21 protein-coding genes are annotated in these 23362 nt (G+C 65.1%); 3 read left to right on the forward strand and 18 right to left on the reverse strand.

The genetic code is table 11. From position 1 onward, the window contains the following. Positions 1–6: 6 nt before the first annotated feature. From G6N55_RS02290 to G6N55_RS02340, 11 genes are all read right to left on the reverse strand, one after another. Positions 7–1461 carry an MCE family protein gene (locus G6N55_RS02290; protein ID WP_085220212.1) on the reverse strand — a complete coding sequence of 485 codons (1455 nt, stop codon included), beginning with the start codon at positions 1459–1461 and terminating at the stop codon, positions 7–9. Beyond that, the gene (locus G6N55_RS02295) at positions 1462–2595 is read right to left on the reverse strand and encodes a virulence factor Mce family protein (protein WP_372517626.1); all 1134 of its coding nucleotides are present in this window, start codon (positions 2593–2595) and stop codon (positions 1462–1464) included. Positions 2596–2603: 8 nt separating this feature from the next. Then, complete coding sequence (locus tag G6N55_RS02300) at positions 2604–3893, reverse strand: virulence factor Mce family protein (protein ID WP_085220210.1); 1290 nt, start codon at positions 3891–3893, stop codon at positions 2604–2606. Then, on the reverse strand, positions 3890–5161 hold the full coding sequence (locus G6N55_RS02305) for a virulence factor Mce family protein (protein WP_085220209.1): 1272 nt from the start codon (positions 5159–5161) through the stop codon (positions 3890–3892). The genes G6N55_RS02300 and G6N55_RS02305 overlap by 4 nt, the downstream gene beginning before the upstream one ends. Continuing rightward, complete coding sequence (locus G6N55_RS02310; protein ID WP_085220208.1) at positions 5158–6186, reverse strand: virulence factor Mce family protein; 1029 nt, start codon at positions 6184–6186, stop codon at positions 5158–5160. The genes G6N55_RS02305 and G6N55_RS02310 overlap by 4 nt, the downstream gene beginning before the upstream one ends. 39 nt (positions 6187–6225) lie before the next feature. Continuing rightward, the gene (locus tag G6N55_RS02315; RefSeq protein WP_085220207.1) at positions 6226–7575 is read right to left on the reverse strand and encodes an MCE family protein; all 1350 of its coding nucleotides are present in this window, start codon (positions 7573–7575) and stop codon (positions 6226–6228) included. A gap of 4 nt (positions 7576–7579) precedes the next feature. Then, positions 7580–8431 (reverse strand): ABC transporter permease, encoded by an 852-nt coding sequence (locus G6N55_RS02320; protein ID WP_085220206.1) that lies wholly within the window; start codon positions 8429–8431, stop codon positions 7580–7582. 9 nt (positions 8432–8440) lie between these two features. Continuing rightward, positions 8441–9214 (reverse strand): MlaE family ABC transporter permease, encoded by a 774-nt coding sequence (locus tag G6N55_RS02325; RefSeq protein ID WP_085220559.1) that lies wholly within the window; start codon positions 9212–9214, stop codon positions 8441–8443. 314 nt (positions 9215–9528) lie between these two features. Continuing rightward, positions 9529–9735, reverse strand: a complete 207-nt coding sequence (locus tag G6N55_RS02330; protein ID WP_085220205.1) for a ferredoxin — start codon at positions 9733–9735, stop codon at positions 9529–9531. Continuing rightward, positions 9732–10139, reverse strand: a complete 408-nt coding sequence (locus tag G6N55_RS02335; protein WP_085220204.1) for a nuclear transport factor 2 family protein — start codon at positions 10137–10139, stop codon at positions 9732–9734. Before G6N55_RS02335 ends, G6N55_RS02330 begins: the two co-directional genes overlap by 4 nt. Then, entirely contained in the window at positions 10136–11401 is a 1266-nt protein-coding gene (locus tag G6N55_RS02340) for a cytochrome P450 (RefSeq protein ID WP_085220203.1), read from the reverse strand. Before G6N55_RS02340 ends, G6N55_RS02335 begins: the two co-directional genes overlap by 4 nt. A gap of 160 nt (positions 11402–11561) precedes the next feature. On the opposite strand from G6N55_RS02340, the gene G6N55_RS02345 reads away from it, so the two are divergent. Next, complete coding sequence (locus G6N55_RS02345; RefSeq protein WP_085220558.1) at positions 11562–12731, forward strand: LuxR C-terminal-related transcriptional regulator; 1170 nt, start codon at positions 11562–11564, stop codon at positions 12729–12731. A 3-nt stretch (positions 12732–12734) separates the two neighbouring features. On the opposite strand, the gene G6N55_RS02350 is transcribed toward G6N55_RS02345, so the two are convergent. Both G6N55_RS02350 and G6N55_RS02355 read right to left on the reverse strand, forming a co-directional pair. Beyond that, the gene (locus tag G6N55_RS02350) at positions 12735–14258 is read right to left on the reverse strand and encodes an aldehyde dehydrogenase family protein (RefSeq protein ID WP_085220202.1); all 1524 of its coding nucleotides are present in this window, start codon (positions 14256–14258) and stop codon (positions 12735–12737) included. A gap of 4 nt (positions 14259–14262) precedes the next feature. Next, positions 14263–14664, reverse strand: coding sequence for an SCP2 sterol-binding domain-containing protein (locus tag G6N55_RS02355; RefSeq protein ID WP_085220557.1), 402 nt, complete (start codon positions 14662–14664; stop codon positions 14263–14265). Between the two features lie 263 nt (positions 14665–14927). Here G6N55_RS02355 and G6N55_RS02360 point away from each other — a divergent pair, with 263 nt between their 5' ends. Beyond that, positions 14928–15320: a limonene-1,2-epoxide hydrolase family protein gene (locus G6N55_RS02360; RefSeq protein WP_085220201.1), complete on the forward strand. Its 393-nt coding sequence runs from the start codon at positions 14928–14930 to the stop codon at positions 15318–15320. 53 nt (positions 15321–15373) lie between these two features. Then, positions 15374–16576 (forward strand): TetR/AcrR family transcriptional regulator, encoded by a 1203-nt coding sequence (locus G6N55_RS02365; protein ID WP_085220200.1) that lies wholly within the window; start codon positions 15374–15376, stop codon positions 16574–16576. Positions 16577–16587: 11 nt separating this feature from the next. Here G6N55_RS02365 and G6N55_RS02370 read toward each other — a convergent pair whose 3' ends face one another. Genes G6N55_RS02370 through G6N55_RS02390 form a run of 5 tightly spaced genes read right to left on the reverse strand, consistent with a single transcriptional unit; the run spans position 16588 to position 23212 of the window. After that, the gene (locus G6N55_RS02370; RefSeq protein WP_085220199.1) at positions 16588–17358 is read right to left on the reverse strand and encodes an SDR family oxidoreductase; all 771 of its coding nucleotides are present in this window, start codon (positions 17356–17358) and stop codon (positions 16588–16590) included. Continuing rightward, positions 17355–18425 carry a 3,4-dihydroxy-2-butanone-4-phosphate synthase gene (locus tag G6N55_RS02375; protein WP_085220198.1) on the reverse strand — a complete coding sequence of 357 codons (1071 nt, stop codon included), beginning with the start codon at positions 18423–18425 and terminating at the stop codon, positions 17355–17357. The genes G6N55_RS02370 and G6N55_RS02375 overlap by 4 nt, the downstream gene beginning before the upstream one ends. A 19-nt stretch (positions 18426–18444) precedes the next feature. Beyond that, a complete protein-coding gene (locus G6N55_RS02380; protein WP_085220556.1) occupies positions 18445–19515 on the reverse strand; it encodes an alpha/beta fold hydrolase in 1071 nt (356 codons plus the stop codon). A gap of 24 nt (positions 19516–19539) precedes the next feature. Then, positions 19540–22074, reverse strand: coding sequence for an FAD-binding oxidoreductase (locus G6N55_RS02385; RefSeq protein ID WP_085220197.1), 2535 nt, complete (start codon positions 22072–22074; stop codon positions 19540–19542). Positions 22075–22102: 28 nt separating this feature from the next. Beyond that, a complete protein-coding gene (locus G6N55_RS02390) occupies positions 22103–23212 on the reverse strand; it encodes an LLM class flavin-dependent oxidoreductase (protein WP_085220196.1) in 1110 nt (369 codons plus the stop codon). Between the last annotated feature and the right edge of the window lie 150 nt (positions 23213–23362).

Consider the following 23362-nt stretch of genomic DNA (forward strand, 5'->3'; position numbering starts at 1 on the left):
CGATCGTCAGCTCCCCGGCGGAAGCAACATCGCTTGCCAGGTCTTGTCTTTCGGCGCGGTTTGCGCCAGGTCGGATCGCGTGTACTGACGGCCGCCGGGCCCGGTGTAGGTACCGGTGGCCGGGTCGTATTGGGCGGCGGCGATCGGTGGCGGTGCGGCGGGACTCGGCGCACGCGGCGGCGATCCGGGCGGCAACTGCGGGACATCCTGACCGGACAGCGTGGCGTTGGGATCGCCCTTCCAGTTGAAGCCGTCGTTGAGCGGCACGTACTGTTCGTTGCTCTCGCACAGCTTCACGGTCGGTGCGCGCTTGCCGGGCACGGTTTCACACGGGATGTTCCGCGCCCCACGGACATTGAGCTGTGAGTCCTGCGGCACCCGGCAGTACAGGTCTCCGGCCGGGCGGCCCGGATAGTCCTCGGCCGTGGGGATGCGCTGCTGCTGGGCCGGCAGGAACCCGGTGGCGCACGGTGGCGGCAGATTGAGGTTGAGGTTGAAGCTCAGATACTGACCCCGGTATGCCTGCTTGGTGTTGAGGTTGGCGAGGATGCCGGCCTGCTCGGCGCCGATGGCCATCGGGAACACGACCAGTAACTGCTCGAGGTCGTTTTGGTAGGTGAGTGCGACCTGGCCGACGCTGACGAGGTTGGCCAGCAGGATCGGCAAGGTGGGCTGCACGCGCTCGATCAGTTGACGCACCTCCCCCAAGGCGGGGCCGCCCGCATCGATGACATGCGCGACAGTTGGGTCGTGCGTTTGCAATTCGGTGGTGACCGTCGCCAGGTGGGCTGCCCAGCCGGCGATCGCGTCCGAGCTGCGGTTCTGCGAATCGAGCACCGGTCGCGCCTGATCGATCAGCGCCACCAGCGGATCGAGATTCGTGCGCGCGTCGCCCGCCAGATCCGACGTTCCGACGATCAGCCGGGAAAGCTCCGGCCCGAGCCCGCCTACCGCGGTATAGGACTCGTCGACGACGGTTTTCAGGTTGTCGCGCGGGATCGCCCCCAACGCGGTATTCGCCGCGCTGAGAAGGGCATTGATGTCGGGCGGCACCGAGGTAGCGGCCAGCGGAATCACGTCGCCGTCCTTCAGCGGCCGCGAAGTAGCGTTGCGGGGCAACAACTCGACATACGATTCGCCGATCGCGGTGTGGCTGTGCACCTCGGCTTTGAGGTCCGACGGAATGTCGATGCCGGACTTCAGCGAGAGCACGGCTTGCACGCCGGTGTCGGTCAGCCCGACCGATTCCACCCGGCCCACTTCGAAACCGCGATAGGTGACGTTGCCGGTGCCGTAGAGACCACCGGATTCCGGCAGCTCCATCTTCACCGTGTAGCGGCCGACGCCGAACAACATGGCCGGCAGTTTGACGAAGTGCAGGAAGGTGATCGCCAGCACGGCCAGCGCAATCACGGTGAAAACGGCCAGTTGCACGATGATTCGTCGCGGCAGATGCAGCATCTAGGGCCCCTGATCCAGGTGGTAGGGCGCGATCAGCGGATTGCCGGGGGTGCCCCGATAGCCCGACGTGCACGGGCTGGGGAATTGGCCGATGGTGCGGCCCCACTGCAGCTCGAGCTGGGTCAGGTGGCATTCCCATCGAGTGCCGGTCAACAGGCCCTGGTCGATTCGGCTGAGCGTGAGATCGACGATCGCGGTCAGGTTGGCGTAATCGCCGCGCTGGAAATTCTGGAATGTCTCGTTCGGAAACGGGAAGGTCGCCAACAGGGACAGTGATCGGGTCAGGGCGGGTCCCGCGTTGGCGAGCGACTCCAGCACCGGTCCGACCTGCTGCAGCTCCTTGACCAGGTTGGCTTTGGTCTTGTTGACCGAATCAACGGTCAGCGCACTGAATTTGCTCAACTGATCCGCCGCCTCGACGAGCTTGCCGCGCTCCTCATTGAGGACCGCGAGGGCGTCGGGGACGGTTGCCAGAGCGTGGTCCAGGACCGGTTGTTGGGCGGCGAACTTCCCCACCACGCGGTTCAGGCTTTCGGTGGCCGCGATGATGTCACCGGACTGGTCGTTGAGATACCCGGAGAACTTGTCCAGCTGTGAGATCAGGCTGCGCACGTCTTGTTCGCGGCCGCGGAAGGCCGTACTCAATGCCTCGGTGATGTCCTGTATCTGACCCAGTCCGCCGCCGTTGAGCACCAACGACAGCGCCGCCAACGTCTGCTCGGTGCTGGGGTAGGCGCCGCCGCGCGCCAGCGGAATGACCGAGCCGCCGCGCAATTGTCCCTGCGGCGCTTCATTTTTCGGAGAGCTGAGTTCGATGTGATACGAGCCCAGTAAGCTGGTGGTGCCGATCTTGGCCGTTGCGTTAGCGGGTAACGTGACGCCCCGGTCGAGCTGCATGGTCACCAGCGCATGCCAGCCCTGACGCTCGATCTTGGTCACATGGCCGATCGTCACGTCGGAAACCCGGACCCGCGAGTTCGGTTGAATGTTGTTGACATCCGGCATCTGCGCCTGGACCACAAACGACCCCGGCCCCTCGCCCTGGGTTCCGGGCAGCGGCAGCGAATTCAGCCCATGCCAACCGCAGCCGGATATCCCGGCCGCGAGCAGGACCGTAAGCAGGCTCACCGCCACGCGTTTCATCAGCCACCCCCCGGCGGCGTCATCATGCCGCGCAGGCCCGCGGCCGGGTCGCTCGCGACCGTCTCGCTCGCCGGCGCACCGGGAGCCGGTGGTGGCGCGTTCGCGGCGGGCGGAACGTAGTCGGGTCGCATCGAATCCTCGCTGTAGGTAACCTCATTGGGCCGCGCCTGCGCGCCGACGAAGAGGTTCTCGCCGATCGGCGGGTAGTTGTACTGGCGGTTCTTCACGATCGGCGCCATGTATTGCGCGCAGAGTTTCGCCGCCTGCTCGCCCCCCAATCGGGAGGCGGCCTGAATTGCGCCGCACAGGAACGCGATTGGGTTGGACATGTTGCTGCCGGCCAGTGCACCGGTCAGCGCGCCGTTGGCCGGCTCGAAGATGTTGTTGAAGTTCTGCAACACCGTCGGGCTGATGTGCAGTGTCTGCTTGATGTCGTCGAGGCTGTCGACGAGCACCTTGCTGATCGACGTGAGCTTGTCCGATGCGGTGCCGATCACCTCGCGGTTCTCGGCGGCGAAGCTCTGCACGTCGCCGACCACCGCGTTGAGGTCCTCGGCCGCGTGGGCGACCTTGTTGGGATCGTCGCCCAGCAGCGAGGAGACCACGGCCAGGTTGTGGTTCAGCTGCTCGAGCAGATCGGCGCTGTCACGCAGCGCCGTCACCAGCGTCGACAGATTCTTCAAGGTGGAGAAGATGTCTCTGCTGTGGTCGCCGAGCGCCGAAATCGCCTGTGAGAGCTTGATAATGGTGTCGCGGATGGTGGGGCCCTGTCCGCGCAGGTTGTTCGCGGCGGTATTGATCAAGGCGCCGAGTGTGCTGACCCCGCCCGGCTGGGTGGGCTTGAGCAGTTCGGTCAACCGCTGAACTTGCGTGCGGAGGTCATCCCACTCGACCGGTACCACGGTGCGATCCTGGCCGATGACCGCCCCGTCGGCCATGATGGGACCGCCGGTATAGGGCGGCGTCAACTGAATGGCCCGGCCCGATACCAATTGCGGCGACAGGATCGCGGCCTTGGCGTTGGCGGGAACCTTGTACTTGCGGTCGAACGAGAACGTGATTTTGGATCGCAAGGGTTCCGGCTCGATCTTGAGGATGGTGCCCACCGGCACACCCCGGATGCGGACGTCATCACCGGCGAACACGCCATTGCTGTTGTCGAAGTACGCGACCACGACGGTGCGGGCGGCCTCGCCCGCGGTGCGCATCGCGACGATCACGCCCGCGACGAGCACCAAAATGAGGCTGGTCGCCAGCACCGACCGAGACCGTCGGAGTTTCGTTGTCACGGTTGGCCTCCCGGTGCCAGCGCGGGCGGCCCGGGCGGTGGACCACCGGGCGGCGGGGCCGGCGGCGGCTCCCGATAGGGGTAGCAGCCGGGACCGGGCAACGGCACGCCGGGCGGACCGCACGGATGATCGCCGGGGTTGCCGGTGATGGCGTCGGGCAGATTCAATCGCGGCTCGCCACCCTGGCCGGTCCGCGGATATGGGACCGGCAACGGCGGCGTTGCGGGCTGGCCGGTCGGGGGATCCGTCAGCTGCGACGGGAGCAGGGTCGCCGGGTCCAGCCCCAGGTCGGAGAACGCGGCACTGATGAAGGGCTGAACGAACTGGCCCGGTAACAGATTCACCACATACGCCTTGAAGAAGGGGCCTGACGACAGGGACTCGCCCAGCGACATGACGTAGGAGTTGATCAGCGGAATAGCCTTCTGCACGCGCTCTTTTCGGTTCTCGACGATCGCCAGCACGCCGTTGAGCTTGTCCAGCGCCGGTCGCAGTTGCTGTCGATTTTCGGCGATAAACCCTTGCAGCTGCCGCGAGACCGCCGAGATGTTCGTCCAGATCTGATCCAGGGCGGAACTCTGGGTCCGCAGCTGCGCCAGCACCGCATTGGTGTCGCGCACCAGGGTGACGATCTCGTCGGTGCGCTTGGCCAGCACGCCGGTTGCCTTGGCCGCGTTGTCCAGCAGGCTGCGCAGTTGGGCGTCGCGGTCGTCGAGCGTTTGGGCCAGTCGGGCAACCCCTTTGAGCGCGCTGCGGAAATCCGCCGGCGTATCGGCGAAGGTCTGCGACATGGTGTCCAGCGATTCGGACAGCCGGTTGGTGTTCAGCCCGCTGATCGTGGTGGCCAAATCACCCAATGCGTCCGGTAATTGGTAGGGCGACGTCGTCCGCTCGATGGGGATGGGCCCGTCGAGCCGACCCTCGCCGCGCGGGATCACGTCGAGGAACTTGCTGCCCAGTAAGCCTTTGGTTTTGATCGACACCTCGGTGCGGTTTCCGAGCCGAACATCGTCGTCGACCTTGAACGTGACCAGCACACCGGGGCCGGTGAGCTCGATGCTGGACACCTTGCCCACTGGGTAGCCCGAGACTTCGACGGTGTTGTCGGTTCGCAACCCGCCGGCGTCGGCGAAATACGCGGAAACTCTATTGCCCTGATCGAGAAAGGGCAGGTTCTGGTATTGCAATGCGCCCAGCACAATTGCGGCGATGGCCACGATGCCGACCGCACCGATGATCAGCCGCTTGCGTTCCGGCAGTGATGTCATTTCGGTGCACACCGCCCGCTGGCCTGACCGGCGACCTTGATGTAGACGGGCTGGCCGCCCTTGCCGTTGACCTTGAGCACGACGTCGCACAGGTAGAAGGCGAAGAAGTCGCCGTACATCCCCTGGCGGGTCAGCGCCTGGTATTTGTCCGGCAGCGTGTTGAGCAGATTGTCGAGGTAGTCGTGATCGGCCAGTGCGACGTCGGCCACCCGATCGGTCTCGTGAACCACCTTCGAGAACGGCGCGCGCGCCTGCGACAGCAAGTCGGTGATCGAGGCGGCCGCTGCGTTCGTGTAGGCCACCGCGTTGGAGATGTCCGTCTTGCGTTCGGCAAGCCCGTGCACCAGCTGCGACAGCGATGTGACCGCCTTGTCCAGCCGATCACTTTGGCCGCCAAGCGAACCCAGCACCACATTGAGGTTGTTGACCACTTGCCCGATGAGCTGATCGCGGTCCGCCAAGGTATTCGTTACGGCCGCGGCCTGATCGAGAAAAGATGTGATGGTGGGGCCTTGGCCCTGAAACATCTGCAGCAACTGCTCGCTGAGCGCGTTGACCTGCTCGGGGTTCAGCGCGCGAAACAACGGCTTGAAACCGCCGATCAGGGCATCGAGATCCAGCGCGGGTTTGGTGCGGGCCAGCGGAATCGTTTGGTGCGGGTTGAGTATGGCCAGCCCGCCGGCCCCTTCTTCCAGCGCCAGATAACGGTCGCCGAACAGGTTGTCGTACCGGATCACCGCCTCGGTTCCCTGGGTGAGGGTGACCGAATTGTCGGCGGTGAACTCGACGCGCACCGTCGCGTCGGGGTTGATAGAGATCTTTTCGACTTTGCCGACCTCGACGCCGGCGATGCGCACCAGCTTGCCCTCCCTGAGGTTGGACACATTGCTGAACTCGGCGTAGTACGTCTTGCCGTCACCGAAACGAATCTCGCCGAACACGGCAACCAACAAGGCCGCGGTCAGCAGGCACACCGACAAGAAGATGCCCAGGCGCACTGCGACGCCTTTCAGGTTCTCCTGCATCGTTGCTCTCCTGCTTGGTCTTTGGTGGTTCGGGTGGGATCACGGTGGCGGGGCGGGGCCGGGCGGTGGGGCCGGCGGCACTCCCGGCCAGAGCGGTACTCCGCCGGGTCCGTACAGCGCCGCCCCGTATGGCGGGCCCCCCGGGTTGGGCCCGACGGCCGGCCCGGGAATGCACTGGCGGATTGAGGGTGGTTGCGGCACGGCACGGGTCACCGGGAGGTAGTCCGCCCAACAGGGATGCCCGAGGCCGGGATTCGGCCTGATATCCAGCCCGGTCCCCCATCCGGTGTTGGTGACGAGCTCGCGCACCGGGAAGTTCTTGCTGGCATCCGGCAGTGATCCACAGCCCGGCTTGCCGCCGGGGCCGCCCTTCGCCGCGACGAGCGGCACGTTGTCGGGAAACACGTAGGGGTCGTTGCCCAGCAGCAACGCCACGTCGAGTTGCAGCGTGCGACCGTCGGCACCGCCCCACGCCGAATACCCACCGTTGTCGAGATACCACTTGGTGCCCTGCAGGAAGCAGGTGTACTCGGGGTTGTATTTGAACAGCAGGTTCGTGGTCGGCTCGAGGATGTTGACCGATGCGACGAGATTGTCCCTGCTGTACCCAAGCAGGTTGGCGCCGGAATTGGACACGCCAATGACGTTGAGCAGCAGGCTATCCAGTTGATTTGCGTGATTCACGACGGTCGTGCTGGTCGTGCTGGCGGCGTTCAGGATTGTCAGAATGTCTTGGGCGGCAGCATCATAGGTGTCGCCGAAGATCTTCAGGGATCTCCAGTCCTGACGGATGGTCTCGCTGCGCTCGTTGAGTGCCGTCAGCACCTGGTTGAGGTCGGTGGTGGTTTTGCCTATCCGCTCGCCTTGGCCGCGTACGGCATCGGCTACCGCGGTCAGCACCGCGTTCAGTTTGAGCGGATCGATCATGTTGAGCAGGTCCACGACGTTTTCGAATACGGTGTTGATCTCCGTGCTGACATTCTTCGAATGCAGGACTGCTCCGGCCGACAATCGCGCCCGGCTTGGGTTCTGCGGTATCACCAGGTCGACGAACTTGGCGCCGAACGCGGTGGTGGCGCTGATCTGTGCCTCGACATTGGCCGGGATATAACGGATTTGATCGGGATCGATCTCCAGCTTCAGGCTGGTCCCGGTTTTGTCGTCGCCGATCTGGTTGACCCGGCCCACTTGTACGCCGCGCATCATCACCTTGGCGCCGGTGTCCATCACCAGTCCCGACCGGTCCGCGGTCAGCGTCACCGGCACGAAGGACCGCAGCGTGCCGTTGAACGACATCGCCGTCACGAGGACCACCACACCGATCGCCCCCAGCAGGATCAGCGTCCACCACGCGTCGTGCAGACGGTGTTTGGTTGGCCCGCGACTCATGCCGCTAGCTCGCCAGGTGGAAGTTCGGGGACTGGCCGTAGATGGCCAGCGTCATGATGACGATCGCGATCGACGCGAGGACCATCGAGGCACGCACGGCCCGGCCGACGGCCTCCCCGACCCCGGCGGGCCCGCCGTGCGCGGTATACCCGTAGTAGGTACACACCAGCATGATCATCAGCGAGACCACGACGACCTCGAACGACGACCAGAGCACATCGGTCGGGCGCAGGAACGTATTGAAGTAGTGGTCGTACACACCGGAGCCCTGCCCGTACACAGCCGTGGTCCCGATGCGGGCGGCGAGGTAGGCCGTCATGAGCCCCACGCAAAATAGCGGGATCGCCACGACCACGCCCGCCAGCACTCGGGTGCTGGCCAGGTAGCTGACGCTGCGGATACCGATCACCTCGAGCGCGTCGATTTCCTCGTTGATCCGCATCGCCCCCAGCTGGGCGGTGGCGCCGGCGCCGACGGTGGCGGCCAGCGCGACCATGACGGTACCCGGCTGAATCTCGCGGGTGTTGAAGAACGCCGACGCGAAGCCGGTGAGGGCTTCCACGCCCACCGAGGCGAACTGGTTGTAGCCCTGTACCGCAACGATCGCGCCGGTGGTCATCGCCAAGAATCCGACGATGACGACCGTTCCGCCGATCACCGCGAGAGTCCCGACGCCCAAACCCATTTGCGCGATGACCCGCAGCAGCTCGCCGCGGTAGTGCATGACCGCGTCGGGAATCCCCGCGACGGCGCTGGCATAGAACCGTACCTGTGAGCCCATCCGATTCCACTCGCCCACAACCGAATCCGTCAAGCGTTGGACCTGTCGTGGGCCGCTCGGAACACCAACCGTCATCGGTTCACCTCACGACACCATGAACGGCATGCCGATGGCGGTGACGATGATGTTGATGACGAACAAGACGATGAAGGCAAACACCACCGTCTCGTTGACCGCCCTGCCGACGCCGGCCGGGCCACCGCCCACCGACATCCCCTTGTAGCAGGCGATCAGGCCCGCCATCAGCCCGAACAGCGTTGCCTTGATCATCGAAATGATCACGTCGATCGTGTGGGTGAGGGTGGTCAGGCCCGCCACCCATGCGCCCGCCGAGACGTGCATCAGAAAGACCGAGCAGAAGAACGCGCCGATCAAGCCTGTCGCGGTCACCACCGAACTCAGGGCGAGGGAGACCGTCGTCGCGGCCAGCACGCGCGGAACCGCCAGCGCCTGAATCGGGTTGATGCCCATCACCCGTAGCGCGTCGAGTTCCTCCCGGATGGTGCGCGCACCCAGGTCGGCACACATCGCGGTGGCGCCCGCGCCCGCTACGACCAATACCGTGACAATCGGGGCACTTTGGTCCACGGTGAAGATCGCGCAACCGGTGCCCGAGAAGTCCGCCGCGCCGATGTCGGTGAGCAGGACATTGAACAAGAAGCCCGAAATCACCGCCCAGGGGATCGTCATCAATACCCCCGGCAGTGTGGACACCCGGGCGACAAACCAGCACTGCAGCAGGTATTCCCGCCACGCGAACGGTGGCCTGAAGATGGACACGAAGGTCTCCGCCGACATCACGAAGAAATCGCCCATCGCGCGGACCGGCTTCGCCGCCTGATCGACCACCATCACCATCGCGCCGGGCACCGCCTGGATTCGACGCCGTGTCGTCGGGTGGAGTTGCTCACGTTGCCCCCCGGACAGGTCGAAGTGGACGAGTGACATCCGCGAGGGTACGCGGCACGCGGCCATGATGTCCATAGCCAATACGCATAATTTCGGATGACTCGTTCGCAAAGGACGAAGCAAAACAGCACTTATGTGTGATGATGTATCTAGATAGTACCGTCGTTGCGTCGGGCGAGTCGCCGCGTGCGCGGCCGTCCCGGGGGTTTTTTGCGGGCCCGCCTCCGGGCCGTTTCGCGTTGGCCGGGCCGAGCCTCATCCGGTCACTCCGGAACCAACTGCAGCGCCCCCGACGGGCACAGTTTGACCGCGTTATGCACCCTGCGCGCGACGTCGGATTGGGCCGCGTTCGGGACCTCGTCGGCGGCCAGCAGCACGACGCCGTCGTCGTCCTGGTCGAAGAATTCGCCGGCGGTCATCACGCACATTCCGGCGGACATGCAGATCTCGCGGTCCGCGGCGATTTTCATGAGAAGGCCTGCAGGGTCAGCGCCGAATTCATGAAGTCGCGGAAGTGCAGCCACCGACCGTCGCGCAACGTAATGATGTGCGCGAACTCGGATTCCCATTCGTGTCCGGTGGCCGGGCGCCGGAAACGTTGACGGCCCCAGGTGGCGAGTTCGTCGCCCTGGGCGATGAACTTCCACGCCTCCATCTCGACGATCTCGATGTGCTGCCCGACCGTGGCGAAGAACATCGTCGCTTCGTCGATGCCGCGGTAATCGCCAGCATACGGGATCTTTTCGGTGCCGTAGTAGGTGATTCGCACCTCGGGATCGAGGTGACGCAGCGCGGTCTCGAGGTCGCCGGCCGGCACCGCGATGTAGATGGCTTTGGTCGCCTCGATATTGCGCGACTCGATGGTGGTTGTCATGAAAGGTGAAGGGGCAGACGGACATAGGCATGCGTCAGCAGGCTGGCGGTCTGCTTGGTGCCGGGATCGTCGGTCAGGGCGATCGTCTGGTAGCGATCCAGTACGGCGTTGAGTACCGCCATGACCTCCAGCCGGGCCAGTGATGCGCCGAGGCAGAAGTGCAGTCCGTGACCGAGCGAAAGCTGCTGGCGGATGTTCGGCCGATCGATGTCGAGTCGATCCGGATTCGCAAACACCGCGGGATCCCGGTTGGCCGAACCGAAGAACAACGCCACCCACTCCCCCTTGCGGATCAGCTTGCCGTCGATCTCGACGTCGCGGGTCGCGATGCGGAACAGGCGTTGCGGCGGCCCGTCGAGCCGAAGTGTCTCCTCGACAAAGGGATTCAGCAGGGTGCGGTCGGCGCGCAGGCGTGCCTGGACCTCGGGCTCGCGCGCCAGTGCGTGCAGCAGGTTGCCAATCAGAAAGGTCGTGGTCTCGCTGCCGGCCACCACGAGGGTGACGCAGAACCGCACGATTTCCTCCGGCGTCAGCCGCTGCCCGTCCACCTCGGCGCGCAGCAGCGCCGAAATCAGGTCCTCGGCGTCCTCCACTCCTTCGCTGTCGTCACCGCTCTCCCGCTCCGCCAGCCGGGCGGTGTGCTCGGCGAGCCGGGTGGCGAACGTCGTCACCATCTCCTCATTGCTGGCGATGCGTTCTTCGGGGGTCAGCGATGACGAGAGCATGAAGGCGTTGGCCCACCGCCGAAACCGGACATGATCGCCGTCTGGCAATCCCAGCAGGCGCACCATGGCCCGGGTCGGAACCTCGGCGGCGAATTCCATCACCTCCACGGTCGGATCGCCGCCGTCATCGAGTGACGCGAGCAGCTGCGGGATCAGCTCGCCCAGCCAACCCTCGAGTTTCTTGACGCGGCGCGGCGAGAACGCCTGGCTGACCAGCTTTCGTTCCACCTCGTGCTTGGGCGGGTCGGTATTGACCAGCATCAGGCTCGGGGCCGACGAGGCCTCCTGCAGGGGATCGCGCGACGAGAAGGTGGTGCTGTCCTTGGCGGCCTCGAAGACCTGGTCGTAGCGGAAGAGCGCCCACGCGGTCACGGGCTCGTCGGCACCGGGAATGGTTCCCGGCGGCCAATCCCGATACCCCGCAACGGGTGAGAGCTTTCTCAGCTGTTCATACAGCGGATACGGATTGGCGACGCCAACTGGTGTGGGAAGCAATTCGATGGCTGAAACCGATTCCGAAACGGATGCTGAGGACATGCGATCAGCCTCTGTCACGCGCGGCGGCAAATCGATCCCCCGTTGGGGGGGACTCCTGCCCCCTTACGAGGTGAATTTCTGATTTCCGCCCTGCCACGGCGCTGCCCAGAGGAAAGTGAGCATCGTGATTGGTGTCAACGTCGACGATGTCATTTCCGGAATGTCCGATCCCCCCGCGCCCAACGCGCTCGCCGACGGTAACCATCCCGGTTGGGCGTCGCGTCCGGCCCGGGAATCGGAGGCCGCGCGCCGCTACCGCGAGGCATTTCAAGAATGCGACGTCGATCCCACCGACGACCCGTTGGCGGTGGTGGCCGAGGCCATCGACACCAAGGCGGCGATCGTACGTAATGCGTTGGAACCGCACGGGGATGAGCACGCGCTCAACGCACTCGACGGGTTGCTGGACCTGTGCTCGCTGGAGAGGGAGCTGATCGAGGACGGTGCCAAGCGGCGCACCTTCGCATTGCTGGCCGTGCAGGAAGGCTTGAGCAAGCTACGTGCCGTCGACGATGTCGCGACGATCGTCGATCGGGCGCCACGCGAGATGGTGGAATCGTGTGGATTCGACCGTGCCGTGCTCTTTCGTGTGCACGAGGGCCGAATGGTCATGGAATCAGCGTATTTCGGTGAGGACACCGAGGGCGCCGAGAAGATGGTCGCCTTCGCGCAGTCCGTCGCACCCCTGCTGGATCACATGCTGATCGAAACGCAGATGATCCGTCGCCACGCGCCCGCGATCGTGCGCGACGCCCGCAACGACCCGCGGGTCAACCGGCCGATCATCGATTTCTCGCTGACGCATTCGTACTGCGCGGCTCCGATCATGCCGACGGGCAAGGTGATTGGGTTCCTGCACGCCGACCGGCTTTACTCGGGCCGCATTGTCGACGAGATCGATCGCGACACGGTATGGGCATTCGCCGAGGGTTTCGGCTACGCCTACGAACGCACGGTCTTGCTGGAGCGAATGCGCCGCCAGCACGACGAGGTCCAGCGGGCATTGGCGTCCGCGGACCAGGCGGCTCGCGCGCTGCAGGACGCGGACCTGGACCTGCGCAAGATCGAGCCGGTCGAACGCAGCCCCGCCGCACGGTCATTGGCCGAGGTGCAGACGCGGGTGATGACGATGCTGACGCGCCGTGAGGTCGAGGTCCTCCGGCTGATGGCGGCCGGCCGCACCAATCAGCAGATCGCCGATGAGTTGGTGATCTCGGCGGGCACGGTCAAGTCTCACGTGAAAAGGGTGCTGCGCAAGCTGAACGCGACCAACCGCGCGGAGGCGGCGTCGGCGTATGTGCGCCTGGCCAGTGTGCCCGAAGTGGGTTGACACTCAGCCGATGTCGGCGTTTCCGAGCAAGACGTCGTACGGCTTGGCCTCGCGTCCGCCGGACAGGTCCAGGTGCACCGTTTTGACCTCCGTGTAGGCATCGAGCGCGTCGGGGCCCAGTTCGCGTCCGATCCCGCTTTGCTTGTAGCCGCCGAACGGCAGCCGGCAGTTGATCTGGTGTGCGTCGTTGATCCACACGCTGCCGGACCGAATCTGTTCGGCCATCGCCAATCCCCTGGCGTTATCCGATGTCCAGATGCTGGCCGCCAGGCCGTAATCGCTGTCGTTGGCGATCGCGACGGCTTGTTCGTCGTCGTCATACGGGATGACCACGAGCACCGGGCCGAAGACTTCCTCGCGCGCGATCGCCATGTCGTTGGAGACGCCGGTGAGAATTGTCGGCGCGACCCAGAACCCCTTGTCGAACGATCCACCGGTGATCGCTTCTCCACCCAGCACGACGCTGGCGCCGGCCGCTCGCGCCTCGTCGACGTAGGTCAGGATGCGAATGCGCTGCGCCGCGTCGATCACCGGACCCAGATCGGTATCCCAGTCGCGGGTCGGGCCGACCACGATCGTTTTCGCGCGCCCCACGAGGCGCTCGACGAACTCGTCGTGCAGTGCGGCGGGAACCAGTGCGCGGGTGCCGGACTCGCAGATCTGACCCGAGTAGGCGAAGCAGCCGTAGAGCACTCCGTCGACGGCCAGCTCGAGGTCGGCGTCGTCGAGAACAATCGACGGGCCCTTGCCGCCCAGCTCGAGGGTCACCTGTTTGACCGTGCTCGATGCCAGCCGCATGATTTCGCGTCCGACCGCGGTGGAGCCGGTGAACGCGATCTTGCCGACGTCGGGATGCGAGGCGAGCCGCGCCCCGGCAACGTGGCCTTCCCCCGGGACGACGTTGAGTACGCCCTCCGGCAAGCCGTTGCGTTCGGCGATGCGGGCGAATTCCAGGATCGACAGCGGGGTGTGTTCGTCGGGCTTGACGACGACGCTGTTGCCGGCCGCGAGTGCCGGCCCTATCTTCCAAATGGTCAGCAGCAGGGGGAAATTCCACGGCGTTATCGCGCCAACGACACCGATCGGCTCGCGATGCACGACGCTTTGACTGAGCACGGGGAAGGTCTCGACCGGTGCGGGCCGTTGCCATGCGTAGTTCTCGGCGAGGTCGGCGAAATAGCTGAAGTGACTCAGCGCGTACCCGATGTGAAATCCGGTCGCCAATCGGATGGTGGCACCGTTGCAGGCCATCTCCAGCTCGATGAGTTCATCGCTGGCCTGGTTGGCCGCGGCAGCGATCCGGCGCATCACCTCGGCGCGATCCTGCGGTGTCGCGCGCGACCAGGTGCCCCGCTCGAAGACGGCCTTGGCGGTCGTGACCGCCGCATCGACATGTGCCGCATCGCCTTGCGCGACGGTCGCGATCAACCTCTCGTCACCGGGGTCGAAGATCTCCATTCGCCGGTCGGAGTCGACCGGCCGGCCGCCGATCAACATCGGGTGGTGCGGGACAGTCACGGTGGTCATGGACTCAGGCCACCCCGCGATCTTTGTCGGCAATCTTGGCCCGGTACATCGGGAACAGCGGCTTGGTCAGCGGGATGAGCCGCAACAGCTTGCCGATTTGGCCCTTGGCCTTGACCTGGCCCTTGGCCAGCCCGACGGTGAGGTTGTAGTCACCGCGCCAGAATCGGTCCGCCACATCGGCGGGCATCGTCATGGTGATATCGGGCTTGAGATCGCTTGGGCCGCAGATGACTTGGAAATCTTCGCGCAGCGCGACGGTGAGTTCGTAGTCCGGATCGGTGTAGATGACCCGCAGCACGATGTTGGCGGCCCGGAATTTGGGTCCCGACTGCGGGTGTTCTCCCGCCTCGCGAAAGACGCCGCCGATGTACCTGTCGATCTCGCTGGGATCGCTGAAGAAACTCATGATCGGCAATGCAATCACCGCGGCGACGTCAGGGTTAGTCCCCAAAGGGGAAGTCTTGGTGCCCCGAACGGGGGAAGCGCGGACGGTGGCGATACGCGTCCGGGGCGACAACCGCCCGGCATATGTCCATGATCAGTATGGCTCTGCGCGCTGCCTGAAGCGATGAATTGCGGTGTTATCGCGTATATATGTCAAATGATGTATCTTGATAATCCGATACAAATTACGCCAGCGCGGCAAATGCTCAAGGAGGAGCCGTTCGCATGACCGATACCAAGGAAGCAAGCGAGAGGCTCGTCCGAGACTTTCTGGGGTCCTGGCAGGCGCGCAGCCTGGAGAACATCTGCAGCGGCTTTGCCGATGACGCGGTCTACCACAACGTGCCGGTGGCGCCGATCGAGGGCATTGCCGGCATCCGTGCGGTATTCCAGGCGTTTCTGGACGCGTTCGCCGATGCCAAGCTGGACATCCTCTCACTCGCCGCGGCGCCCGGTTTGGTGCTCGTCGAACGTATCGACTACTTCACGATGAACGACGGCCGGAAAGTCGTGCTCCCGGTGACCGGGGTGTTCGAGGTCAAGAACGGCAAGATCGCCCGGTTCAGCGATTACTTTGATCTGGCGGACTTCGAGGCGCAGAGCGGAATGAAGCTGTAGCCGATGCGTCTGGCAGGATTGGTAGTTCGCGCGCACGAAGGGGGCTCGAGTCGATGGGGACCACCAAGGCCCTAGCTCAACCCGTCAGGCGCCGGCCGAAGGACCGAAAGCAGCAGATTCTCGAGCAGGCCGTCGGGCTCTTCACCGAGCGGGGTTTCCACTCGGTCAAGTTGGAAGACATAGCCGAGGCGGCGGGAGTCACCGCGCGCGCGTTGTATCGCCACTACGACAACAAACAGGCACTGCTCGCCGAAGCGATACGAACCGGCCAGGATCAGTATCAAATTGCGCGCCGCCTCACCGCCGGCGAGGCCGAGCCGACGCCTCGACCGCTGAGCATCGAGCTACCGGACCACATCGCCGCGGCCGTCGCATCGCGATCGCTGGCGGTGTTGTGGCAGCGCGAGGCCCGTTACCTCAACGAGGGCGACCGCGCCGAGGTCCGGCGCCGCATCAACACGATCGTCGCCGGGATGCGCGACAACGTCGTGCTGGAGGTGCCGGGCCTGAGTCCGCAGCACGCGGAGCTGCGCGCGTGGGCGGTGGCCAGCACGCTGACCGGCCTGGGGCGGCACAATCTCACCCTTCCGGCCGATGAACTCAAAGACCGCCTTTACCAGGCGTGTATGGCCGCGGCGCGGACGCCTCCCGTCGCCGAGTTGACGCCGCTGGATGCGGCGCGCGACGACGGTGATGTGTTGTTCTCCCGGTACGAAACCCTGCTGGCCGGGGGCGCCCGGCTGTTCCGTGCGCAGGGCTATCCGGCCGTCAGTACCAGTGAGATCAGCAAGGCGGCCGGCATCGCGGGTCCGGGTCTCTATCGATCCTTCTCTTCCAAGCAGGCCATCCTGGACGCGCTCATCCGCCGGCTCGACGAGTGGTGGAGCCTCGAGTGCATCCGCGCTGTGCGAACCAACTCCAAAGCCGCGCAACGTCTTCGGGGCCTGGTTCAGGGGCATGTCCGGATCAGCCTGGATGCCCCCGACCTAGTTGCCGTTTCGATCACCGAGCTGCCCCACGCGTCGGCCGAGGTGCGCGACGGATACCTGAGAAATCAGGCCGACCGTGAAACCGTGTGGATCGAGCAGATCACCCGGCTGGTACCGCAGACCACCGCCGTCGAGGGGCGACTGCTGGTTGCCGCGGCAATCAGTTTTATCGAAGACGTCGCGCGCACATGGCATCTCACGCAATTCGTCGGAGTGGCCGACGAGCTCACCGCCATTGCGATGTCAATCCTGACCAGCCGGGCCTGAGGCGCGACCGCTCACCACAGTGCGGCGATGGTTCCACCGTCGGCGATCTGCGTGGTTCCGGTGATCATCGACGCGTCGTCGGACAACAGGAATGCCACGATGCTGGCCATCTCCTCGGGTGCGGCCATCCGGCCCTGCAGGCGCGCGATCATGTTGCTGGCGCCGCCTTCGCCCAGCGTCTCGTCGAATGTCGTCATCGCGATCTGTTGCATCGGGGTGTCGACGAATGCCGGCAACAGTGCGTTGGCCCGGATGTTGGACGAACGCAGCTCCGCGGCGGTGATGCGGCTGAGATGGCTGACGCCGGCCTTGGACATGCCGTATGCCCCGCTGCCGCCCACGCCGATATGGCCGGCGAGCGACGACATGCTGACGATCGCCCCGCCGCCCCGCTCGACCATCCTCGGCGCCGCGTGCTTCGTGCACAGCCAGGCGCCGCGCAGGTTGATCGCGATGACACGATCGAAGTCCTCCACGGTGGTGTCGAGTAGCGATGCCATGTGGACGACGCCGGCATTGGCGACCAGTTTGTCCACGCCGCCGAACGCCCTGACGCAGGCCTCGACCATGCCGATGACCTGCGTCTCGTCGCTGACGTCCACCCGATAACCAATTGCGCCGGGACCGATCTCGGCCGCGGCCGCATCCGCCGCGCCTCCGTTGATGTCCGCGCACAGCACGCCACAACCCTCGGTGGCAAGTCGCTGGGCCACCGCGAGGCCGATCCCGGCGCCGGCGCCGGTGACGATCGCGGCCTTACCGGCCAGGTCTGGATGGTTCAACCCACGGCCGCCAGCGCTTCGGTTGCTATGCCGTGCTCGCGAATTGCCCCGAACATCACAAGGCCGAATCCTGGCATGTCGTCGGAGAGTTGGAGGGCATACAACCCGAGGTCGCGCAGAATCCACGCCACGGTCTCCGGCATCGGGTCACCGGCAGCGTCGCGCCGGGCGAACAGGCCACAGGCCCGCGGCGGCCCGCACGGGCGCAGGTAGATCACCACGCCGCTGCCCTGCGCCGACATCCGGGCCAGTGCGGTGTTGAGTTCGCCGCCGCACCGGCACGCCTTCGAGCCGAACACGTCCCCCGTCAGGCACTCGACGTGGACGTGCAGCGGCACGGGGACTCCGGCATCCGCCGAGCCGATGATCATCGCCAGATGCTCGCCGCCATCGGTTCCGCGGAAGCCGATGACGCGTGAATCGCCCGCCCAGGTGGGCAGGACGGTCTCGGTCAGCCGGGCGACCTGAGGTTCGGTCCGGCGCCGGTAGGCCACCAGCTCGTCGATCGAGACGACCGGCAGCCCATGTTCGATGGCGAATTCGGTCAGCTCGGCACCGCGCGCCATCAGCGTGGGATTGCGCCGCGAGACGATCTCGCACACAGCGGCCGCCGGTCGGCGCCCGGCGAGGCCGGCGAGGTCGACGGCTGCTTCCGCGGGGCCGTGCCGGCCCAGCACCCCGTCGCTGCCGGCCCGCAGCGGCACCACGTGTCCCGGGCGATGGAAATCGGCAGCCGCACCGGTGCCGGACGCCAGCGCGGCGATCGTGCGGGCGCGGTCCGTTGCCGAGATTCCCGTGCCGCTCCCGCGAACGTCGACCGACACGCAGATCGCGGTATTCCGGTGGGACATCGGCGGGAGGTTCAGCCGGTCGCATTCGGATTCGGGCAGCGCGACGCGCACGTATCCGGAGGTGTGGCGAACCATGAACGCCAGCAGCGGTGGGGTGGCGGCGTCGGCGGCGAACACAAGATAGCCGTCGCCGTCCGAATCGCCCTTGACGACAACGGGTTGGCCCGTAGCTATCGCCGTGATCGCGCGCAGCACCCGCACGTCGGTGGTCTTCATCCGTGCTCCCCCGCGGTTCTCATGAACCCAGCCCGCTCAGGAAATCGAGCAATAACCGGTTGGTCTCCTCCGGCGCTTCCTGCTGAATCCAGTGCCCGACATCGGCAATCATGTGGATACCGCGGCAATCCGTCATCACGTCGGCCGTGCGCTCGACGGCCTCGGCGCCCCAGGTGGTACCGACGTCGTACTGGCCGCCGATGAACAATGCGGGCGGCGTGAGCGGTTTGCCTTCTTGATCGGCCAGGTCGTGCCAGTCGTTGTCGATGTTGTGATAGAAGCTCAACGGTCCGCCGAAGCCGGAACGCTCGAACTCCCCGGCGTAGAAGTCGGCATCGTCGTCGGTGAACCAGACCGGCATCGTTTCCGGATAGACGAAGGCGTCCTTGAGCTTTGCGCCTTCGGACATGCACAGCGGGCCGGCGCGAATCACGTCGATCGGGTCCATGGACGCCAGGTCGACTCCCGCGTCGACCGCTGCCTTGGTGGCCGCGATCATCCCCTCACCGGAGACCGTGTACGTCAGCCCCACTAGCCAGCCGCGCACGTCCTCCTCGATTTCGGCGATGATCCCGTCCTGCGCGGAGAAGTAGTCCTGATACCAAATCCGGCCCTCGCCCGCGAGCTCGATGTGGTAGTCGTTGGGACGGTGCTCGCCAAACGGGCTGCCCGGCAAGCCGATTACGCCCCGACCCGCGAACGGAACGCTGATCCCCACCACCCCCGCGCACCTTTGGGGGTGCAGCCACGCGAAGGTCCATGCGACGGGCGCACCCCAGTCATGACCGATGACGATCGCTTTGTCGGCGCCGTACGCGTCGACGACGCCGAGCACATCACCGACCAATTCCTTGATGCGGTAGGCCGATTGGACGCGGTACTTCGACGACCGTCCATAGCCGCGCTGATCGATCGCCACCACGCGATAGCCCGCGGCGGCGAGTGCGGGAATCTGGTTGCGCCACGAGTACCAGGACTCCGGAAACCCGTGCAGCAGCACAACCAGCGGGCCCTCTGGGCTGGGGGGGCCGTCTTCGACGGCATGAATGCGCGTACCCCGACAGTCCAAAAACCGATGAACCTGCGACATCATCTTCGCCTTCCTGGTCGAGTACTACAGAGTTTGGCCCGGCACGGAACCGCCCACGGCGACAAGCCGTTCCGCGGTATCCGCGACCGGTACCGTCCGATTTTCGAAATTGCGGGCGATCAGAGTCTTCTGACCCGACAATCTGGTCCGCGCCCATTTGCCGATGACACGGCTGGCAACCCCGGGCGTCATCAGCGCCAGCGGGGGCTTGACGAGGTGGACGACCGCCAAGAACTCGCGATAGGCGTCGAGATCGTCGTGCACCAATTCCATCAGGCGATCCATGTACCAGGTGAGGATCCGGAAATAGAAGGGGCGCTTCTTGTCGACGTCTTTCATCCAGTCGAAGCGCAGGTTCTGTTCGCGGATCACGAACCACGCCGTGTGGGCCAACTTCGCGATCTTCTTGTAGTAGCGGCGCGGCAGATCTTGGTGGTCCGGGCCGTATTTGCCCAGCAGCACCTGCATCTCCCGAACTTCCTTGAGCGCCAAACTCATACCCAAGCCGGACACCGGGTCGGCGCTGGTGTACGCGTCGCCCACGGCCAGCAGCGCACGGGGCAGGTGGCGCTTGCGCTCGTAGTGCAACCAGAGCATGTTCGGATAGCGGAAGTTGTAGATCGCCGAGGCCGGCTCGAGTCCGTCGATGTTTTCTCCGACCACCGGAGAGGGCATCAGGTTGGCGAATTCGCGGAACTCCCGGGCGGTGCGCGGTGGTGAGTAACAGTTGTATGCCACCAGCGATGTCGACAGGATGGTGCGAGAGCTGTCGGTGTAATACTGCGCGGCGTAGGTGTCCTCGAAGGGGCGATACGCGTAGCAGATCACCATGACCTTGTCCTGCCACTGCCGGTCCGGCGGAACCCGGTGCTGCATCGTCGAGTAGAAGCAGTTGATGATGTCCTGCTCGACTTCGGGTGCCCCGATGCCGATGCGATCCAGGAATTCCGGGACGCGGGTGTTCTTGCCCGATGCGTCGACCACGAATTCGGCCGGCAGCACCTCGAAACCGCCGTCCTTGCTGACGGCAACCCCGATGATGGCGTTGTTCGCCCGGTCGAAGACGAGGTCGTCGACCTCCGACTCGTAGCGGAAGTCGATCCGCGGCTCGTCGTCAAGGCGGCGCCGTACACACCACTCCAGCAACGGCCGTCCCGCACAGACGATTTCGATATCGCTGGTGCCGGGCTTCTTCCAGCTTCCGCCCAACCGGATTCGGTATTGCGCGGCCATGTCGACCTTGAACGCGCCCTCGCGCACCATGTCGTCGACGATGCCCGGAAAGAACCGCTCCAACTCGATCTGGCCGGCGGTCAGCAAGTGGTGCAGGTGCCAGCCCTGCGCGGCACCGGGTCTGCCCTCGCGGCGACGATGCGGATCGTCCTTCTCGAGCACGATCACCCGATCGAAAGTCTCGGTGAGCACCTTCGCCGCGGCGATGCCCGCAATGCTGCCGCCGATGACCACCGCGGTCCCGCGACCACGCCGGCGCACATCGGCAATGTCGATGCCGGCCTGATCGAGGTGAACCGGACCGCGGCGCCGCGCCGCCCCGGTCGGGACGAACTTCTCGTAGTAGAGCCCGACGCGATGGAACCCGTTGTTGTCCAGCCAGGTTCGGGTGGCTTCGACCATCGGGGCCGGACCGCACAGATAGACGTCGGCGTCGCCACCGGCCAGCATGTCCTCGCTCAGAAGATCCGTGACCAGGCCGGTCGAACCGTGCCATTCGGCGTCCGGACGCGCGACGATGACGTGCACCTCCACTGCCGTCACCCGGTTGCGCAGCGCCTTGAGCTCGTCGAGCTTGCACAGGTCTTCGCTAGAGGTCACGCCGTAGAGCAAGGAGACGGGGTGGGCGGTGTCGGCGCTCAGGCTCTCGGCCATCGCCAGGATCGCCGACAACCCCGTGCCGCCGGCGACCAGGATCACCGGCCGGACGACGGGACGCAGACCGAAGTTGCCCTTGCTGCACCGCAGGGCGATGTGGTCACCCGGCTTGGCGCGATCGCGCAGGTAGTTCGACATCACCCCGTCGGGCAGCAGCCGGATGATGAATTCCAGTTCACCGCTGCCGTCGGCGGGATGAGCGTAGGAGTAGTTGCGCCAGGTATTGGTGCCGGGCACCTGCAGCTGGGCGAACTGACCCGCCTGGTAGTTCAGCGCCCCGGTCGTCAACGAGACCTTCACCCGCAGCACCGCGGTGCTGGGCGACAACAAATCGACCCCGGTCACCACGCCGTCACAGGTAACCAGCAGTGCCGCGTTGTCGTCGGCCGGATACTGCAGTTCGATCCGGCAGTCGGAGGTGGCAAACGTCTGACAGGTCAGGATCTTTCGCGCATCCCGCTCCACGTCGGACAGGCCTTCGGTGCGGCCCATCTCGTACTCGCCCGCGGTGCAGGTGGCCACGCAGGTGCCACAGATTCCGCTTTGGCATTCGCTGACGATGGCCACGCCGTGTTCCTCGGCGGCATCCAGGACGGTCTGGTCCGGCCGCACCGGCATCGTCTTATGCGTTCCGTCCGAATACCCTACGGTGACTTCGCGATCCGCCATTGGTTCGCCCTCTCCCGACCTGGAGCCGTTAGACGATCGCAGCGACCGGCTTCTTGGCAATGCGCGCGTTGAGTCTGGGCATCACTTCTTCGGCCAGCAGCCGCAGCGATTCCTTCCACGGTCCCGGGTTGTCGCTGTAGTCGAACCCGAGCACCAGCAGGTGACCGAACCCGCCCACCTGGTCGTAGGTGGCTTCGAGCTTGTCGACCACCGTCTGGACCGAGCCGACCACGAAGGTGTTTTCGGCCAGGTACTCCGGTGTTACGTCGTCGTCGGGCACCGAGGGGTTGTGCTTGTAGAACTTGGTCATGCCGAACATGCGGAACGTGGGCAGCGTGTATTCGCGCATGGCGCGACCCATCGTGCCGTCGACCGCGTAGCGGAAGGCCTGCTCGTCGGTCTCGGCGACGAGAACCTCACGCACCAACCGCCAGTCGCGGCGATCGGGAGTCCGGCCGCTGCGTTCCGCGCCTTCGAGCACCGCGTCCCAGTGGGTGGCGACGTATTCGGCGTTGAGGTCGAGGCTCATCGGTAGGTAGCCGCGCTCGCCGGCAAGCTTGAGAGTCTCGGAGCCCGCGCTGAATCCGGTGACGCCGATCGGAGGGTGCGGCTTCTGGAACGGCTTGATATGACGCTTCATCAGGCCCTCGAACATCGGCGCGATCCCGTTGGCGTTCCAGTACTTTCCGCGGTGCTCCCAGGGCTCGTCTTCGGTCCAGATGCGCAACATGATCTCGAGCGCCTCACGCGTCATCTCGCGGTGCTCGCCGTTCTTTCCGTCCACGTCGTAGAGTGCCCAGTCACCCGGGATTCCACTGGCTCCCACACCCAGCATGAACCGGCCCTGGGCGAGGTGATCGAAATAGGCGACACGATGGGCTAATTCGACCGGATGGTGGTACGGCAGCAGATGCGCGCCGGGCGCCAGCTTGATGTTCTTGGTCCGCAGCAGCGCCTGCGCCAACAGCAGGTCGGGGGCGCAGATCGGCTCCCAGGGCACGGTGAAATGTTCCCCGACCCACGCTTCGACGTACCCGAGTTGATCGGCCAGCTCGATCATGTCGAGGTCCCATTGGGTGGCGTCATAGAGGCTCTGCTCCGGTGGATGGGCCGGCATCAGGAATATTCCGATCTCCATGGGGCAAACCTTCCCGTTTCTTGTTAGCCGCGTACCTGCTTCAGTAGGTATACCACAGTACTAGCAAGATACTTCGTTACTTACAAGAGCCAATTTGCATGGGAATTTACCGATACTTCGTTCATGTTAGCGCGTATTGACTATGGACAT

This window comes from Mycobacterium florentinum (assembly GCF_010730355.1).
GTDB lineage: Bacteria > Actinomycetota > Actinomycetes > Mycobacteriales > Mycobacteriaceae > Mycobacterium > Mycobacterium florentinum.